The following is a 15,503-nucleotide window of genomic DNA, read 5'->3' as shown; positions in this document are numbered from 1 at the left end:
ATCAAGTCACCAAAAAAATGTGCGACCTCTTCCTGCCACCTTCCTCTCAAGTTTCTTTCATGATCAGGGGTGGCGTCTACCGAAATGATCGTTAGGATAATTCAAGGACAATAAAAGTCAATTTTTTAACATCTGTATAGACACCACTAAAAATATTCAGAGTTTTTAACAAGACGAGGTGGGAACAAAAATACTAACACAGCATATAATTGATATGTAAGGAAATATTTTTTGTGAACAACGACGCATTGTGATGAAATATGGATTTTTAGAGATACCTCATATTTTGCCAAATTACAAAATACTTCAAAACAAAGCTTATTAAAAATATCATGAATTACAAAAATACAAAAAAAATTGAATTTTTAAAAATCAGCTCGCTGACATTAATGGCTGTTATTTCAGCAGGATGGATCGGAGACGCGATAAAAGGCGAATGTCTTTTTACTCATTTCTGGGAGCTGTTCTGGGGTATTAGTGGATGCGGACTGCTTGAATATTGTATATCCTTGATTTTAGTCACGCTTTCCTTCATCTATAGCGCGAAAGTTTTGTATGAAAAAAGCCAGAATTTATTTTACAAAAATTTACAGCACACAGATAAACCGACTGCTCATCGCGTACTGATTATGGCCGTTTCAAAACTATTTCCACCGCCCGTCGCAGAAAGCGATGGCATCTATATTTATTTAAGCAAAAATCAACGTGTTAAATTAACCGGTGAAATCAAAACTGATATTGAAGAATTTAACAATCAAGAATTCAATGTCAACACACAACAGTTTTTACGCGCTATAGAACCTCATATTGACGATTCGCTTGAAAAAGTATTTCTTATCGGCTCAAAAGATTTTATAAAAGAAAAGAGCGATATTGATGAAGGCTCATTTAATTTGCTTGATACTGTCAGTAAAATTTTACGGCTATATAAAGAAGATTTGGAAATCTCAATCCATGGCGAAGAAACTAAAGGCGTGCCATTCGAAGATGTCGATTTATTACGCAGAGCATACGAAAAAATGATTCAACAAGCGCTCGAAACCGAAGGAAAAGATTACACCGAACACGATATTATCATCGATGTAACCGGTGGAAAGAAAACAGTAAGTATCGCTGCCGCAATGGCAACATTTGGTCACAAGAATCTAAAATTCCAATATGTAGAAACCGGCGGAGACAACCCAATATTAACATTTAACATAGAAGCTGGATCTATACCCAAGATCGTCTAACCCTATGCTCTACCTCATCAACTCTCCCATTCTCACCAGTTATGGCGATTGGCAGTTTAGCGGCCCATTGACTGTAGCTGAAGCAAAATCCCGTTTAAGTAATGATTTCATTTCAGCTATCGGTCATCAATCCGGTGCGGCGTTTCTTTCTGCATTGCTGGACATTGAAATCCCTGTCAACCGCATTGAAATCAACATGAAGCCGGGAGACTCGGCATTGGTACTGCGCTTAAAATCACGCCTGCCGGAAGGGAAAGTGCTCACGCATGATGAAATGCAGCAGATTCCTTATGAGCTGGGCTGGCTGGTCAGGGTACAGTAACTTAACTTCCGTTCCGGCTTAAAAATTATCCGCCATGGTATTGCTTGAATTACATCTAACGCTGCACAGTAATCAGCCTGAATCAGCCGTATCAGCATCGCCGTTTCTGGGTGGAATTTTCCATGGTACTTTTGAACGCCTGACACTAACCCATGCGCCGGTTATCTGTCATGAACTGGGCATCACATCTGAAAATCAACCGAAGCGTTACGCCATCCTGCCGCAGCCATTTGACGGGAAAGCATCCAGAATCGGATCGCCTTGTAAAATGAAGTGCGGCATCATGCTGTATGGTCAAGCCGAAAAATATATCCAGGTTATTATCGCATTGTTAAAGGAATGGCGTGAAATCCGCTATGACGGCCGCACAGACACAGTCCAATGCGATCAAATTCGCTGTTATATTCCAAGCAACGATGGGCGAACACAAATTGAACCCGATAACAATAACTTTTCTCAACAAATTGACTGTAGCTCTATTCACTCGTCCGCAAACTCTATTACCTTGCATTTCTCGACGCCACTAAAACTGGGCGATGCGTATACGCCGAGCTTACTGCGTATCGTTCGTTCGATAGCTAACCGTATTCGCAAACTGGAACCATCATTAGCCAACACACTGGGTATAGGATCATTAGCCTGGATTGAAGCGGAAGAAAATATTCGTCAACTACCCATAACCGATCAGCAACTCGAATTTGTCAACTGGAGATACTATTCTACCAACCGGCCGTATGGCATTCCCTGTAATGGATTAATAGGCAAGCTACATTACACTGGACACATCCCGGCCTGCATAACAAATTTGCTGTACTGGGGGCAGTGGTTTGGAGGGGGACAAAGCACCGCAATGGGCCAAGGAATGTATTATATAAACACGCCACTTATTAAATTTAATGCTGCTGAATAAAAATGCGGCGCACTGTGAAAACAATAAAAAATTTTGTGTCAACCTGCCTGTTTTTTAAGCAACTGTTTTGCAAACCATGTTTACAATCAATATGAAAGAAACCACAATTCACCCTGTTTCGAGGCAAAACCGCGCCGCACTTGTATCCATGCGGGTTTCAGGCTAGAATGGCCTCGCTTTCCAACTTTTGGGACAGGATCATGCCGAGACCGCCGTTTTTGCCTCTGTATGCCGCATGGATAAAAGGCTGTGGAGGGATCGGTTGGGAAGTTGGGCCGAAGTCAGGCCCGTTAAGACGTCGGTACCGGCTTGCTCGCTTTTGCGGTTATGTTGGGAAGTTGGGCCGAAGTCAGGCCCGTTAAGACTTGCTGTCTATCGTATAGCAAACCTTCTTTGCGTTGGGAAGTTGGGCCGAAGTCAGGCCCGTTAAGACTCCATTTCCATTATTAACCTCCTTGTGTTAAGTTGGGAAGTTGGGCCGAAGTCAGGCCCGTTAAGACTTTAGAATTGCTTGAACCTCAGTGCTGCTTGGGTTGGGAAGTTGGGCCGAAGTCAGGCCCGTTAAGACCAACACAACCATCTGTGCAGTTGCATTCTGCGTTGGGAAGTTGGACCCATCTATTTGCTGCAGGGCGGATTGGTGAAACGCCATCCGTCCTATTGCATATTAGAATAAGACCGATTCACGGAGGATAACGAGCGCTTGTCCATCGCGCCTTGAAGCTGTTATGCTGCGGACTTGGAAAAACAGGGCGTCACTATGCAAACCTTACCTACAAACATCCAGGAACTGCCAGTCGACGAACGAATAAAACTGGTAGAGGATATCTGGGACAGTATCGCGGCAGATCAATCCGTTTTACCGCTGACAGTCGATCAGAAAAAGGCGCTTGACCAACGGCTGGACGCTTATGAAGTAGATCAGCTGAAAGGCCGAGAAGCTACCGAATTGATTGCTGAAATCAAAAAACAGTTGTGAAACAAAATATCTATTTTCGCACTGAAGCGGAAAAAGATATTAAAACGGCTGCCGCATGGTATGAGAAACAAAACCCAGGTCTTGGCGGACAGTTTCTGGACGAAATCCAGATGATGTGTACCCGGATTGCAGCCAATCCATCTATGTTCCCCATCATGCACAGAAAAACCCACCGTGCGATCATTCGCCGTTTTCCGTTTGGCATTTTTTATCGCATTGAAAAAACATCAATCGTTGTTGTTGCTGTCATGCATGCGAGCCGCCATCCGGAAAAATGGCAAACGAGATGATGTTACTATCAGGTCAATTAACTGCAGGGCAAACCTGCCGTTCAGTCCAGTATTCTGTTACAGTTGAATTTTTCCTTTCTGACTGATGTAACTAGCATGCACTATCTCGTTATCACCGATATCGCCGACCCACGCCGTCTGCGGCGTGCTGCGAAGATTTGTGAGCGCTGGGGCGAGCGGGTGCAGAAAAGTGTTTATCTGATGGAGCTGGATGCCGAGAATCTGCAGCGACTGCAGTCGGCAATGATCAAAATCCTGCACGGCAGCGAAGATTCCGCACGGTATTACGCGCTGTGCGGTCTCGATATCGGACGGTCCAGCGGCGAAGGACTTGGCAGAGGTCTGAAACCGATGGCCGATCACTGGATCGTCTGACATGCTGGCGATTGGTGCGCTGCTGCGCAAGGCACTCACCTTCAGCAAACTGAAACAGGCATGGGAGAAAGTCGCCGACAATAAAGGCATGGCCGGCGTAGATGGCGAAACAATCGACGCCCTGTCACCACAGATTGATGCCGTGTTGCGCCAGCTGGCAAAGGATGTTATTCATGGCATTTATCGTCCCCGGCCACTCCTGCGCATCTGGGTCGAACGGCCGGGAAAATCGCCGCGTGGACTCGCCATCCCAACGGTACGTGACCGTATACTCCAGACCAGTCTTACACTGGTGCTGACACCGAAAGTGGAAGCAGAACTCGAAGATTGCTCGTATGCCTACCGCCGGGGCCGCAGCGTGCGCATGGCTGTAGAACGCATCGGCTTTTATCAGCGTCAAGGTTACCACTGGATCGTTGATGCAGATATCGAAGCATTTTTTGACACAATTCCGCATGCTGAACTGCTCGCACGCCTGCAAACCGTAGCACCGGAACAGGCATTGATCGACCTGGTTGAACAATGGCTCACCACCCCCATACAGGACGGCGACCAACAGACCCTACCGCATCAGGGAATACCACAAGGCAGTCCAATATCACCGATGCTGGCGAATCTGTATCTCGACACCCTTGATGAAGTACTGCTCGATGCCGATCATGTACTCATCCGTTATGCCGATGATTTTATCGTTCTTGCCAAATCCAGAAAACGAGCGGAAATTGCATTGGATCTGACCCGGGAGGTACTTGAGCGGCTGACTTTACGTCTTAATCCCATAAAAACCCGGATTGTTAACTTCGACGATGGTCTGGAATTTCTAGGCTGGTATTTTGTACGTAGCCTGGCAATCCCGAGAACATGGCACGATACGATGCCGAGGAATATTAAGGCTGCTGCCCCGCCGTCACCGTCATCCGAAACGTCGACAAATACCCAGTCCGCCAACGTTACGCCAGATAACCCGACATTGCCTGAGCAAGCTGCATCCACCATATCAACCGGTGCAGAAACGGAATCAAACAACCCGTCACCTGAAATTAAACAAACTATCACATCTGAAGAACCTGAACTCGACCAATCGCTGCCACCGCTCGCACCCCTACAGCGCACGCTGTATCTTGTGGATAAACGGGCGCGATTAAATGTCGACAACCAGCGCTATCAGGTTGAACGTGATGGTAAAACCATTTTGAATCTTCCCGCACATCAGGTTGACCATATCATGCTCTTCGGCCCCGTGCAGGTTACAACGCAGGTGCTGCAGCTGGCAGCCCGTCATGACTGTAGCCTGTCCTATCTATCATATCTCGGGCGCTATTATGGGCGGTTCGACCCGGAAACGGGACAGCAGATTACGCTGTTGCAGGCGCAATTCACCTGCCATGCCGATCCTGCGTTTCAGCTGGATATTGCACGCCGGATTGTCGCTGCCAAATTGCATAATTCCCGTCTTGTACTGGCACGGAACCAACGACATCTCAAATCATCGCCACTTGACCTGTCTGCCAATCAGCGCCTGAAACAAATCGAGCAGTCGCTTAAAACCACCACCAGCATGGAAAGTCTGCGTGGCAGTGAAGGGGCAGCCGCCGCACTCTATTGGCGCGCTTTCGCTGAACTAATACCACCACCATGGCAATTCAGCAAACGGCTGGCACGCCCTGCACCCGACCCGATCAACGCCATGCTTTCTCTCGGATATACCCTGCTTTATCAGGCCATCGCCGGGTTATTGCAGGCACGCAGCCTGAACGCACATCTGGGCATGTTGCATTTACCAGGCGGCAGTCATCTGGCACTTGCATCGGACCTGATGGAAGTATTCCGCGCCTATGTGGTCGACGCCACTGTACTCAGACTGCTTCGCACCCGGCAACTTGATCCGGAAGCACACAGTATCCAATCCGAAGTTTGCAGCCTCGGCAACGACACCATCCGCATATTCATACGCGCGCTGGAAGACCGTTTCAACGGCATTCAACAACACCCGCAAACTGAAGCCGAAATGGATTTGCGCCGCATCATTGACCACGACATATTGACACTTGCCAGAGCATTTCGCTCAAATAATGTCAATGAATTTCAGGCAACCCGCTGGCGATGAGCACACTCTATCTGGTCGTCATTTCATACGACATCGCACATCCAAAGCGCCTGAATCGGGTCGCCAAAGTTCTGGAAGCTGCAGGTGTTCGCGTACAAAAAAGCGTTTTTGAATGCGGCCTGTCACCTGATGCGCTCATCGCGTTGCGCCTACGGCTACGCCGCCTGATCAATCCGCAGGAAGACCATATACTCATCACACCTGTCTGTGGCCGCTGTCGTTATCATATACAATGGCAGGGAAAAATACCCGATGCGTCGAATGCACCCTACTGGATCGTATAGTAAATATACCAATGCCAATCATCAAAATGCGGCGCACTGTAAAAACTGAAAAAAACTGACAACCGGATTGCCTAATGTTTGAGCGGAATTTTTCAAAACCAGCCACATATTCAGTATGATAACGAACATACTTAATCTGTTTTCCACAGAAAAACGCGCCGCACTAGTATTCATGCGGGTTCTGGGCTAAAATGAGCATGCTTTCCAGCTTGTGGGCAAAGAAAATGCCGAGACCGCCGATTTTGCCTCTGTATACCGCATGGATAAAGGGCTGTGAAAGGATCGGTTGGGAAGTTGGGCCGAAGTCAGGCCCGTTAAGACATAGAATACTTCCTGCTGCAGTACCATGCAAATAGTTGGGAAGTTGGGCCGAAGTCAGGCCCGTTAAGACCTGAAAACACGAGATCCGGGCGTTGCTTTTGGTTGGGAAGTTGGGCCGAAGTCAGGCCCGTTAAGACGTCCAGGGTAGCCACAATACGCACTTTCTTTGTTGGGAAGTTGGGCCGAAGTCAGGCCCGTTAAGACGAAAAACTTATCCATTAAGACATTAAATTCCTGTTGGGAAGTTGGGCCGAAGTCAGGCCCGTTAAGACAATTGAATGTAAATTCATTCATCACTTTGATGTTGGGAAGTTGGGCCGAAGTCAGGCACCAAAAACAAACGGGCGTCTTTTTGACGCCCGCTTTTATATTTCGAGAAACCGAAACCCTAACACCTGTCTGATTGCAGTTTATTAATTCTGGATAAACGAACTATCGAATTTTTCATTAAATCGGTCATGAGTAGAACCGGATTAATAATAAACAACATTGATTAACAAGGGGCAACTATTGGGGCAATTGTAACTATATTAATATAAATAATATTTTATAAATATATAGTTATATAACTTATTCGGTAGTCGCCGTCGTCGCGTGTTTGCGGGGATTTCTGCGGATTCTTGCGGACTTCGCAGTTTCAAGATAAACCACGAATTCGCTCATTTTTTCTCTCTTCGCGCCATTATTCTGTAACCGTCCAACCCCACCATCTACAAATTAGAATCTGATCTGTTTATCCTCGGGCCGTTACAACACAACGCAAGTCCTGTCGTTCGGAACTCAATTGGCAATCTACCTCACTAAGTGATATGGTTTACCAATGAGAAGAGTATTTCTGATTCGCACGTTCATGCGCTGGATGTGAAAGGCTGGCTTGCCCGATGACGCCGTTTGCCAAGCAGTCTCTGAAATGGTTCAAGGTCTCATCGATGCCGATCTCGGCGGCAACGTAGTGAAGAAACGGATCGGACTACCGGGGCAAGGCAAGCGCGGCGGTGCGAGGACGATTGTCGCCACCAAGATGGCCAATCGCTGGTTCTTTCTGTACGGTTTTGGCAAGAGCGAGCGCGCCAATATCGACAAGGATGAATTGAAAGTGTTACAAGAAGTGGCAAAAGAACTACTGGAGTTGAGCGACCGACAGTTGGCGGTCGCTCTATCTGCTGGTGAGATAATGGAGGTATGCAATGACAACGACAAAGCGTAAGAGTCGTATCCTGGACGAGATGCGTGAGACGGCACGCGGACTACACGATGTTGGCTTGATCAGCAAGCGCCGCATGCATGAGTTCGACGCATTGTGTCATCTCGGCGTGGAAGAGATGTCCCCGCAAAAGATCAAATCTCTGCGTGAGAAGGCGCACCTCAGCCAAGCCGTGTTTGCCGCCGTGCTGAACACCAGCCTCTCCACAGTGCAGAAGTGGGAGATCGGCGACAAGAAGCCCAGTGGTCCTTCCTTGAAGCTACTGAACCTCATCGAACGCAAAGGACTGGAAGCCGTCCTCTGAAACCTTCCTGTTGTAGCAGGCAATATTAGCAATTTTTAGCATGATTGAGGAGGGGTGCGGAATGCTGCGGAGAATCGCGAATTCACGGGCTTTGAGAGCTGTCGCATTTTTATAAAACCCAAGTAAAATCTGCTTCATCGTAGAAATGAGAACGGAAAAACACTGATAGATCAAACCATTCTGCTGAACCCCAACCAATAGTTGCTGCTGCAAACTTGTGCCAAAATCTGATGGGTCCTTCCTGCCCAGGATGGCATGCGGGGGGCGCGCACCCGACATCGCGCTAGCGACAGATCAAAAAATTAGGCTACCACGAGTTAAGGGATATCGCTGCACCGATCTATTCGACGCAATTTATGCGGAGATTTGACGGAATATTCTCCGCAGTGTAACTGCACTCGAGACAGCCCAAGGAGAGCGGTGGCGTAGTTCTGCTAACCACACCAAATTGGGTGTAAATGGGCGTTTTAATGGATGCAGCTCGATAATGGGTGTAAATGGGTGTACTATTGGTTCATGCTGCGAACCGACACTATCCAGATCACCCCGGAGATCCTGAGTCTCATCGCCCGGATCGACGAGTTCAAAGGCGCTTGGCGCGCCTTAGGTGCGCTCGCGCCAGACCGGCTGTCGGCCCTACGCCGCGTAGCCACCATCGAGAGCATCGGCTCCTCAACCCGTATCGAAGGCAGCAAGCTGTCCGACCGGGAGGTTGAGCAGTTGCTGTCGAATCTTGAGATCAAATCCCTCGCTACTCGCGACGAGCAGGAAGCGGTCGGCTATGCCGAGGTGATGGATCTGGTGTTCTCGTCGTGGCAGGACATCCCGTTTACCGAGAATCATATCAAGCAGTTGCACCAGATCCTGCTGCGCTACAGCGAGAAGGATACCTGGCATCGTGGCAACTACAAGATCAACTCGAACAGCGTCGCCGCCTTTGACGAAACCGGCGCACAGATTGGCATCGAATTTCAGACAGCGTCACCCTTCGACACGCCCCGCCTGATGACGGAGCTGGTGGCCTGGGTGAACCAGGAACGCGACACAGCCCGACTGCATCCGCTGTTGATCATCGCTCTGTGCGTCGTCGTGTTCCTGGAGATCCATCCCTTCCAAGATGGCAACGGGCGGCTCTCCCGGGTGCTGACTACGCTCCTGCTCCTTCAGGCTGGGTACGTCTATGTGCCATACAGCTCGCTGGAGAGCGTGATCGAACAGAGCAAGGAAGCTTATTACCAAACACTACGGCAGACGCAGGGCACGATCCGCACGGAATCGCCGGACTGGCAGCCGTGGCTGGTGTTCTTCCTGCGCTCACTGGCTAAGCAGGTGCGGCGCCTGGAGAAGAAGGTCGAGCGCGAGAAGATCGTACTGGCGGCCATGCCTGAACTGCAGCTACAGATCGTCGAGTTCGCCCGCGAGCACGGACGCGTCACCATCGGTGAGGCCATCAAGCTGACTAGGGCTAGCCGTAACACGCTCAAGCAACATTTCCGTGCACTGGTCGAACGGGGCACGCTGAACCAGCATGGCAGTGGCCGAGGGGTTTGGTATGACCTGCGCTAAGGATCAGCGGGAGGCGCGGGTTCAACCCGCATTTGGGAGCTGAACTGGCCTTGAACAGCAGACTGATGCTGTCGGGTAAAACATTTAAGTGGATTCCTCAATCAAAATAGTTGCAAATAGTTGCCATAGTCCCATAACGGGACTATCATTCCATTAATGAGAGTCATTGCGCTATCGACATTGAAAGCATTCTGGGAAAATGATCCAACTTACACCGATGCAATTCAGCCCACGCTAGCGTGGTACAGGCATGTATTGAAGGCTGACTGGAAATCACCCGCAGAAGTTAAAGCAGATTTCAGAAGTGCCAGTATTCTCAAAGATGGCAGAGTTGTTTTCAATATTGCAGGCAATAAATACCGGATTATCGTATGGATCAACTATGCTTATGGTGTTGTGTATATCCGTTTTATAGGCACACATGCCCAGTATGACCAGATTGACGCACAAACTATTTAAAAAGTACTAATCATGGAAATAAAACCGATCAAAACTGACGCCGACTACCGCGCGGCACTTCAAGAAGTGGAATCACTGATGTCAGCCGAACCGAATACGCCCGAAGGTGAAAAACTGGATATTCTGGTAACGCTGATCGAAGCCTATGAGCACAAACATTTTCCGCTTGATCTACCCGACCCCGTCGAAGCCATTAAATTTGAAATGGAACAGAAAGGTTTAACCGTCAAAGACTTGGAACCGATGATCGGAAAAAGTAACCGCGTTTATGAAGTATTAAACCGTAAACGAACATTGACACTCAAAATGATCAGGAAACTGCACCAGGAATTGGATATTCCAGCTGAGTCTTTGATAAAGGAATCTGTTAAGACGTACTCGGCATAAACAACTTATATTTAGTTTTACATTATCCAAGATTGCAAGACGTGCATCCGTTATGCCTCAATGCAATTTAATTTTTCTTGTAGGAAAAACAAAATATGCAGTTTCACAGATACATAATAGGAATTCTTCTAAATATATAGGTGTCATATATAGGTGTCAGATTTGTGCATTAATATTAATGTATTTTCTTTACCTCCTATACATTATGGAAGTATCTCAGATTCAATCGCTAAGTTTGATCTGCAGGTTCCAGATAATAAACATTCAACAGAATTAATACATGAAGCAAATAAAATAATTAATAAACAAAATGCAAGACACTATAATTGTAATTGCACCCTCTCAATCCATGCAATCTGACGATTAAGTCTAAATCAGTACAGATTAAGTCGGCAAAATTTTTTGCATGCACAGGTGTTGAATTACACCAAACAACGTTGGTGCCTCACCGCAAATTTTATAATCATGCTTTAAGTAAAATGCCGTGGCTGAATTCCTGGCATTCAACACTATTCGCGTGGCTCCTTGTGTTCTGGCATGGCGTTCCAATTCCAAAAGAAGCATTTTACCAATACCTTGGTCGCGAAAGTTTTTTTCAACTGCCATATAACGTATCTGCCATTTTTCCACCGAAGCAGGATGAATACGCCCTACTCCAATGGTTCTATCGGTTGTAGTTTTGACCATCACATGATATGCAATTTGCTCTAGCGCATCACGTTCGCTACCTTTTGGCTGCCGCCAAGGTGCCCGCAACACGCGCCATCGCAAGTCGTAATATGCACTCCAGTCTTGTTCAGATTGTGGCAAAGTAATATACATGATTCGCCAAGCATACATGATCATCATCAACAGCATATAAATTGACTTGCACGCCCGGCGAAAGCTTGCGATCCTAAATTACCGATTACTACATTATTCAAAATAACCATCGCCAATCTAAACTAAAATAATGGTTAATTTTATAAAATTATTACGGTAGCAATCATTTTAATTTTTGGAATATCTATATTTTATTCGGCAAAACAAATTGTTGTCTTCATTCTGGCACAGTAATTGCGCATAAAAACAGCAACAGGGTGTTCCTGATTAACTGGAACAGATAGTCCGGCATTCAGTCAGCCACAGGAAATGGAATCTGCTATTCGAATCAAAGTTTAGAAGGAAACAGGATGAATACAGCATACGAAGTCATAACCGAACAAAATCGCGCAGTGGTCAAATCATGGACACGTGGCGTAACATTTGATGACAGCGCCCGCGAGCAGGTGCGAAATCTCGCAAGCATGCCTTTCATCCATAAACATATCGCGATTATGCCTGACGTACATTTGGGTAAAGGCGCGACCATAGGCAGCGTCATCCCGACAATAGGCGCAGTTATTCCTGCGGCTGTCGGAGTGGACCTGGGCTGCGGAATGATGGCTGTCAAAACAAGTCTTGATGCAAACGACTTGCCGGATTCATTGACACATCTGCGCCATGAAATAGAAAAAAATGTACCACACGGACGATCAGCAAATATAAAGCGTGGACGGGACAAAGGCAGCTGGGGCAACCTGCCTGACGATGTTGTGCAGGCCTGGTTGCCGTTGAGCAACGATTTTGACCGTTTGTGCGAGAAGCACCCCATGCTGATGGACACCAATAACATACAGCACCTGGGGACGCTCGGGACCGGAAATCATTTTATCGAATTATGTCTGGATGAATCAGACAGTGTCTGGGTGATGCTGCATAGCGGATCGCGCGGTGTCGGCAATCGTATCGGTTCCGAGTTTATTGCCAAAGCCAAAAAAGACATGGAACGGTGGTTTGTTCATTTACCGGACAAAGACCTGGCCTATATTCCTGAAGGGAGCGAGCATTTTGACGACTATATCGCTGCTGTTTCCTGGGCGCAGCGTTTCGCCCGCGTAAACCGCCATGTGATGATGAACCGTACACTGACTGCTTTACAAAAAATCATAGATAAACCCTTCTCTGCAGAACAGGAAGCGGTTAATTGTCACCATAACTATATTAACCGCGAACAACATTTCGGAAGCGATGTATGGGTAACGCGCAAGGGCGCGGTTTCTGCCAGACTGGGCGAGATGGGAATCATTCCCGGCAGCATGGGCGCAAGATCATTTATCGTGCGTGGTCTCGGTAATGCCGAGAGTTTTTGCAGCTGCAGTCACGGCGCCGGCCGGGTGATGTCGCGCGAAGAAGCCAAGCGCCGCGTATCTATGGAGGAGCATCTGACCGCTACTGAGGGTGTTGAATGCCGCAAGGACAAAAGTGTAATTGATGAAACACCGGCTGCATACAAAGACATCGACAAAGTAATGGCGGCACAATCTGATCTGGTAGAAATTGTGCATACCTTAAAACAGGTTGTTTGTGTAAAAGGATAAACAGACATTAACGTGCCGGATAGTAACTCAAACGGCAAAAAGTATTTGGCCGGTTTTTACCATTAGCGGCACTGGTTCAAAAAGCCAGCCTGACACAGTTTACGTTAGATGTGTGATCGGTGTTAAAAACCACCAGATAACGCGACTATAGCTCCGTCAGGTAGAGCAGTTAAATAATAATCAACTTGTCGACGGTTTGAATCCGTCCGTGAAACCACCTTGTAAAGGTGTTTAAAGTGAAAAAGCTAGCGATTCAGTCGGTGAAGATCTAAAATAGTTCGTAAATTTAACCTCTTTAGCGTCCAACTTACCGATTCCACTTCATCACCCTATCCGTAAACAAAATTATCTGTGATTTTTATCACATAAAATTTTATATTGATTTGTAATTATAAGAGCAGAATAATTTTTACGCGGACTTACACGGCTACCAGAATACTGAATAGTGTCTATAAGCCAATATATTCAAAAGGATACCGTAATGTCAATCAATCAATCTATATTCATCGAAAAATCTGTAGGTAAAAATGGAATCAATCAACCATTTGATGTTGAAATTATCAAAAAGCAGCTTAATGCACAAATGCCTGTATCATATAGCAGACTCATGATCAATGGCACTTGTGACTCGAATACTATTGATACAATAATTGACTTCCAGAAAAAAGTTCTTGGTTTTCGCCAACCTGATGGACGCGTTGACCCCAATGGCAAAACGCTGCTTGCGTTGAACGACCCAGTTTCTTCGGTCAAATGGAACAAAAACTCAAATCAGGTTATTAATGGCCAGTGGACAGGAGATAGCTCACGATGGTCACAAACAAAAAAACTCCAAAGTCTTAATCCTGTATTCAGAGTTAAGGTGCAAAACGTTCTCGATGCTTTAACGCAACGTGGATTTCAACCCAAAATATTCTTTGGCTGGCGCTCAGTTTCTGTTCAACAAGAATTATTTAACAAAGGACGCAGCAAAGTTCGTTTCAGTTTTCACAATGCTCAGAATACTGATGGCACACCCAATGCATATGCCGCCGACATTATCGATAAACGCTGGGGCTGGGAAAAAAAAGCTGAAGACAACGGTTTTTGGTCTGCGCTTGGCGAAGAAGCAAAAAAACAAGGACTGGTGTGGGGTGGTGACTGGACTAGCTTTAAAGATGTTGCGCACATACAAGGACGCCAGAACAGTGAGCTGGCCAAGACAAAACAGGAAAGTGGTTTATGAATCTACAACTCAGAGCTACTGTCCGATTGACTGCAGCATTGTTTTTAATCGCACTGAATCCGATACCGGTTGTTGTCGCGCAAACTGTTTGGTTGTCAATCATAGCAACTGAAAACAATATTAATAAAGCGATATCCACTGCACACGCACTTCACAACACAGAAAATTCACTTGAGATTATTGATACAAATGACTGTCAGAATCTACGAAAGAATCTTTATGTTATTGCATCAATTGATACACAACGCCACTTAGCTCAAAAAACGATAGAAAAATGGCGTAAGCGGAAACATGAAGATGCATACCTTCGGCATTGCATCATAATACAAGAAAGCCGTTTGGCATTGCGTATTCCACCTGTTGACAATTCGTTTATTCAAAACATCATTCAACCCATAAACTGGGATTCTGATGAAGTAATAACACAACTAAAATTTTTAAATCCTGAAATGGCTGCGATTATAAAACCACACTACCAACCTGATCCCGAGGACATTCGTGAAGGACTCAAAATCAGGATTGATCTTCTATGGTTAAAAAGTAATCAACACAAGGAATTATTTAGCGATTGCATAGACCCTGAATTATTGAATAACGACCAGTTTTTGGCTGTTTCCTGTGTCACAGAGATCGCTGCCGATAATCTTTTGCACAGCACCAGTGTTTTCTCGCTAAATGATGGCGCGATGATTTTTAGACAAAATCGTTGCCGCGAACCAAAATTCACTGACAATCAATTGATTTGTCAAAAAGAAACTGTGGACGCCGATGGGAAATTGCACCATATGCCCACACTTCATGTATTACCGAAGAGCAAATCCATCAACTAATTCTACTTTGTCAGATTACTCAAAAGCCACTTTTTGCCTGGCAGAAGACTTTTTAGCGCTGAGCCGTCGCCGGTGCCGCTTATGAATGATATCAGCCAGATCCTCGGTGGTAAGTTGTCTTTGCGGCAGCATGTGCGCTAATGCGGTCACCAGGTCATTGAAGGATAACATCGGCCATTGCTTGCGCCCAAGCATCTTTTGCTTGACCAAGAATAGCGTTGCCAGCATGACCAGCGCCATGTGATGATGCCATGCATCCCACCGGCGTACTTGATAATCGGCCATGCCGCATTCGCTTTTCGCTTCATG

17 protein-coding genes, 1 pseudogene and 2 CRISPR repeat arrays are annotated in these 15,503 nt (G+C 46.5%); of the genes and pseudogenes, 16 read left to right on the top strand and 2 right to left on the bottom strand.

The window, feature by feature from the left end:
• Positions 1-332: 332 nt before the first annotated feature.
• The 13 genes from BMY62_RS14850 (at position 333) to BMY62_RS14790 (ending at position 10,740) form a co-directional block, all read left to right on the top strand.
• On the top strand, positions 333-1,232 hold the full coding sequence (locus tag BMY62_RS14850) for a hypothetical protein (RefSeq protein ID WP_090661760.1): 900 nt from the start codon (positions 333-335) through the stop codon (positions 1,230-1,232).
• Positions 1,233-1,236: 4 nt separating this feature from the next.
• On the top strand, positions 1,237-1,554 hold the full coding sequence (locus BMY62_RS14845) for a YddF family protein (protein ID WP_090661757.1): 318 nt from the start codon (positions 1,237-1,239) through the stop codon (positions 1,552-1,554).
• Between the two features lie 34 nt (positions 1,555-1,588).
• Positions 1,589-2,464: a CRISPR system precrRNA processing endoribonuclease RAMP protein Cas6 gene (gene cas6 / locus BMY62_RS14840; protein WP_090661754.1), complete on the top strand. Its 876-nt coding sequence runs from the start codon at positions 1,589-1,591 to the stop codon at positions 2,462-2,464.
• A gap of 261 nt (positions 2,465-2,725) precedes the next feature.
• Positions 2,726-3,032: direct repeats of the CRISPR family, unit length 36 nt; unit sequence GTTGGGAAGTTGGGCCGAAGTCAGGCCCGTTAAGAC.
• A 192-nt stretch (positions 3,033-3,224) separates the two neighbouring features.
• Positions 3,225-3,443, top strand: a complete 219-nt coding sequence (locus BMY62_RS14835; protein WP_090661751.1) for an addiction module protein — start codon at positions 3,225-3,227, stop codon at positions 3,441-3,443.
• Positions 3,440-3,733 carry a type II toxin-antitoxin system RelE/ParE family toxin gene (locus BMY62_RS14830; protein ID WP_090661748.1) on the top strand — a complete coding sequence of 98 codons (294 nt, stop codon included), beginning with the start codon at positions 3,440-3,442 and terminating at the stop codon, positions 3,731-3,733. The genes BMY62_RS14835 and BMY62_RS14830 overlap by 4 nt, the downstream gene beginning before the upstream one ends.
• Positions 3,734-3,829: 96 nt before the next feature.
• A complete protein-coding gene (gene cas2 / locus BMY62_RS14825) occupies positions 3,830-4,108 on the top strand; it encodes a CRISPR-associated endonuclease Cas2 (protein WP_090661745.1) in 279 nt (92 codons plus the stop codon).
• Position 4,109: 1 nt separating this feature from the next.
• Positions 4,110-6,215, top strand: a complete 2,106-nt coding sequence (gene cas1, locus BMY62_RS14820) for a CRISPR-associated endonuclease Cas1 (RefSeq protein WP_090661742.1) — start codon at positions 4,110-4,112, stop codon at positions 6,213-6,215.
• Positions 6,212-6,499 (top strand): CRISPR-associated endonuclease Cas2, encoded by a 288-nt coding sequence (cas2, locus tag BMY62_RS14815; protein WP_090661739.1) that lies wholly within the window; start codon positions 6,212-6,214, stop codon positions 6,497-6,499. The genes cas1 and cas2 (BMY62_RS14815) overlap by 4 nt, the downstream gene beginning before the upstream one ends.
• Positions 6,500-6,784: 285 nt before the next feature.
• A CRISPR array of direct repeats spans positions 6,785-7,159; the repeat unit is 36 nt; unit sequence GTTGGGAAGTTGGGCCGAAGTCAGGCCCGTTAAGAC.
• 535 nt (positions 7,160-7,694) lie between these two features.
• On the top strand, positions 7,695-8,027 hold the full coding sequence (locus BMY62_RS14810; protein ID WP_256207659.1) for a type II toxin-antitoxin system RelE/ParE family toxin: 333 nt from the start codon (positions 7,695-7,697) through the stop codon (positions 8,025-8,027).
• Entirely contained in the window at positions 8,008-8,328 is a 321-nt protein-coding gene (locus tag BMY62_RS14805; protein ID WP_090661736.1) for a helix-turn-helix domain-containing protein, read from the top strand. The genes BMY62_RS14810 and BMY62_RS14805 overlap by 20 nt, the downstream gene beginning before the upstream one ends.
• A gap of 516 nt (positions 8,329-8,844) precedes the next feature.
• Complete coding sequence (locus BMY62_RS14800; RefSeq protein ID WP_090661734.1) at positions 8,845-9,894, top strand: Fic family protein; 1,050 nt, start codon at positions 8,845-8,847, stop codon at positions 9,892-9,894.
• Between the two features lie 156 nt (positions 9,895-10,050).
• The gene (locus tag BMY62_RS14795) at positions 10,051-10,353 is read left to right on the top strand and encodes a type II toxin-antitoxin system HigB family toxin (protein WP_090661731.1); all 303 of its coding nucleotides are present in this window, start codon (positions 10,051-10,053) and stop codon (positions 10,351-10,353) included.
• Positions 10,354-10,365: 12 nt separating this feature from the next.
• The gene (locus BMY62_RS14790) at positions 10,366-10,740 is read left to right on the top strand and encodes a helix-turn-helix domain-containing protein (RefSeq protein WP_090661728.1); all 375 of its coding nucleotides are present in this window, start codon (positions 10,366-10,368) and stop codon (positions 10,738-10,740) included.
• Between the two features lie 384 nt (positions 10,741-11,124).
• On the opposite strand, the gene BMY62_RS14785 is transcribed toward BMY62_RS14790, so the two are convergent.
• On the bottom strand, positions 11,125-11,562 hold the full coding sequence (locus tag BMY62_RS14785) for a GNAT family N-acetyltransferase (RefSeq protein ID WP_218142995.1): 438 nt from the start codon (positions 11,560-11,562) through the stop codon (positions 11,125-11,127).
• Positions 11,563-11,912: 350 nt separating this feature from the next.
• Here BMY62_RS14785 and BMY62_RS14780 point away from each other — a divergent pair, with 350 nt between their 5' ends.
• The 3 genes from BMY62_RS14780 (at position 11,913) to BMY62_RS14770 (ending at position 15,194) form a co-directional block, all read left to right on the top strand.
• Complete coding sequence (locus BMY62_RS14780; protein WP_090661723.1) at positions 11,913-13,139, top strand: RtcB family protein; 1,227 nt, start codon at positions 11,913-11,915, stop codon at positions 13,137-13,139.
• 481 nt (positions 13,140-13,620) lie between these two features.
• Positions 13,621-14,364: a M15 family metallopeptidase gene (locus BMY62_RS14775; RefSeq protein ID WP_090661720.1), complete on the top strand. Its 744-nt coding sequence runs from the start codon at positions 13,621-13,623 to the stop codon at positions 14,362-14,364.
• A 26-nt stretch (positions 14,365-14,390) separates the two neighbouring features.
• Positions 14,391-15,194 carry a hypothetical protein gene (locus tag BMY62_RS14770; RefSeq protein WP_143058837.1) on the top strand — a complete coding sequence of 268 codons (804 nt, stop codon included), beginning with the start codon at positions 14,391-14,393 and terminating at the stop codon, positions 15,192-15,194.
• 15 nt (positions 15,195-15,209) lie between these two features.
• Here the strand turns inward: BMY62_RS14770 and BMY62_RS14765 are convergent.
• Positions 15,210-15,503, bottom strand: a pseudogene (locus BMY62_RS14765) (hypothetical protein); the annotation flags it as partial.

Origin of the sequence: Nitrosomonas marina, assembly GCF_900111605.1 — a bacterium.
GTDB lineage: Bacteria > Pseudomonadota > Gammaproteobacteria > Burkholderiales > Nitrosomonadaceae > Nitrosomonas > Nitrosomonas marina_A.
The sequence above is the reverse complement of the archived record's forward strand: the minus strand, read 5'-3'. Positions and strand labels throughout refer to the sequence as shown.

Excerpts from the sequence above, each read along its gene's own strand:
- cas2 (WP_090661739.1), top strand. The coding sequence starts at position 6,212 with ATGAGCACACTCTATCTGGTCGTCATTTCATACGACATCGCACATCCA.
- BMY62_RS14805 (WP_090661736.1), top strand. The coding sequence starts at position 8,008 with ATGACAACGACAAAGCGTAAGAGTCGTATCCTGGACGAGATGCGTGAG.
- BMY62_RS14785 (WP_218142995.1), bottom strand. The coding sequence starts at position 11,562 with ATGTATATTACTTTGCCACAATCTGAACAAGACTGGAGTGCATATTAC.
- BMY62_RS14775 (WP_090661720.1), top strand. The coding sequence starts at position 13,621 with ATGTCAATCAATCAATCTATATTCATCGAAAAATCTGTAGGTAAAAAT.
- BMY62_RS14800 (WP_090661734.1), top strand. The coding sequence starts at position 8,845 with ATGCTGCGAACCGACACTATCCAGATCACCCCGGAGATCCTGAGTCTC.
- cas2 (WP_090661745.1), top strand. The coding sequence starts at position 3,830 with ATGCACTATCTCGTTATCACCGATATCGCCGACCCACGCCGTCTGCGG.
- BMY62_RS14795 (WP_090661731.1), top strand. The coding sequence starts at position 10,051 with ATGAGAGTCATTGCGCTATCGACATTGAAAGCATTCTGGGAAAATGAT.
- BMY62_RS14850 (WP_090661760.1), top strand. The coding sequence starts at position 333 with ATGAATTACAAAAATACAAAAAAAATTGAATTTTTAAAAATCAGCTCG.
- BMY62_RS14845 (WP_090661757.1), top strand. The coding sequence starts at position 1,237 with ATGCTCTACCTCATCAACTCTCCCATTCTCACCAGTTATGGCGATTGG.
- BMY62_RS14835 (WP_090661751.1), top strand. The coding sequence starts at position 3,225 with ATGCAAACCTTACCTACAAACATCCAGGAACTGCCAGTCGACGAACGA.
- BMY62_RS14780 (WP_090661723.1), top strand. The coding sequence starts at position 11,913 with ATGAATACAGCATACGAAGTCATAACCGAACAAAATCGCGCAGTGGTC.
- BMY62_RS14790 (WP_090661728.1), top strand. The coding sequence starts at position 10,366 with ATGGAAATAAAACCGATCAAAACTGACGCCGACTACCGCGCGGCACTT.
- cas6 (WP_090661754.1), top strand. The coding sequence starts at position 1,589 with ATGGTATTGCTTGAATTACATCTAACGCTGCACAGTAATCAGCCTGAA.
- cas1 (WP_090661742.1), top strand. The coding sequence starts at position 4,110 with ATGCTGGCGATTGGTGCGCTGCTGCGCAAGGCACTCACCTTCAGCAAA.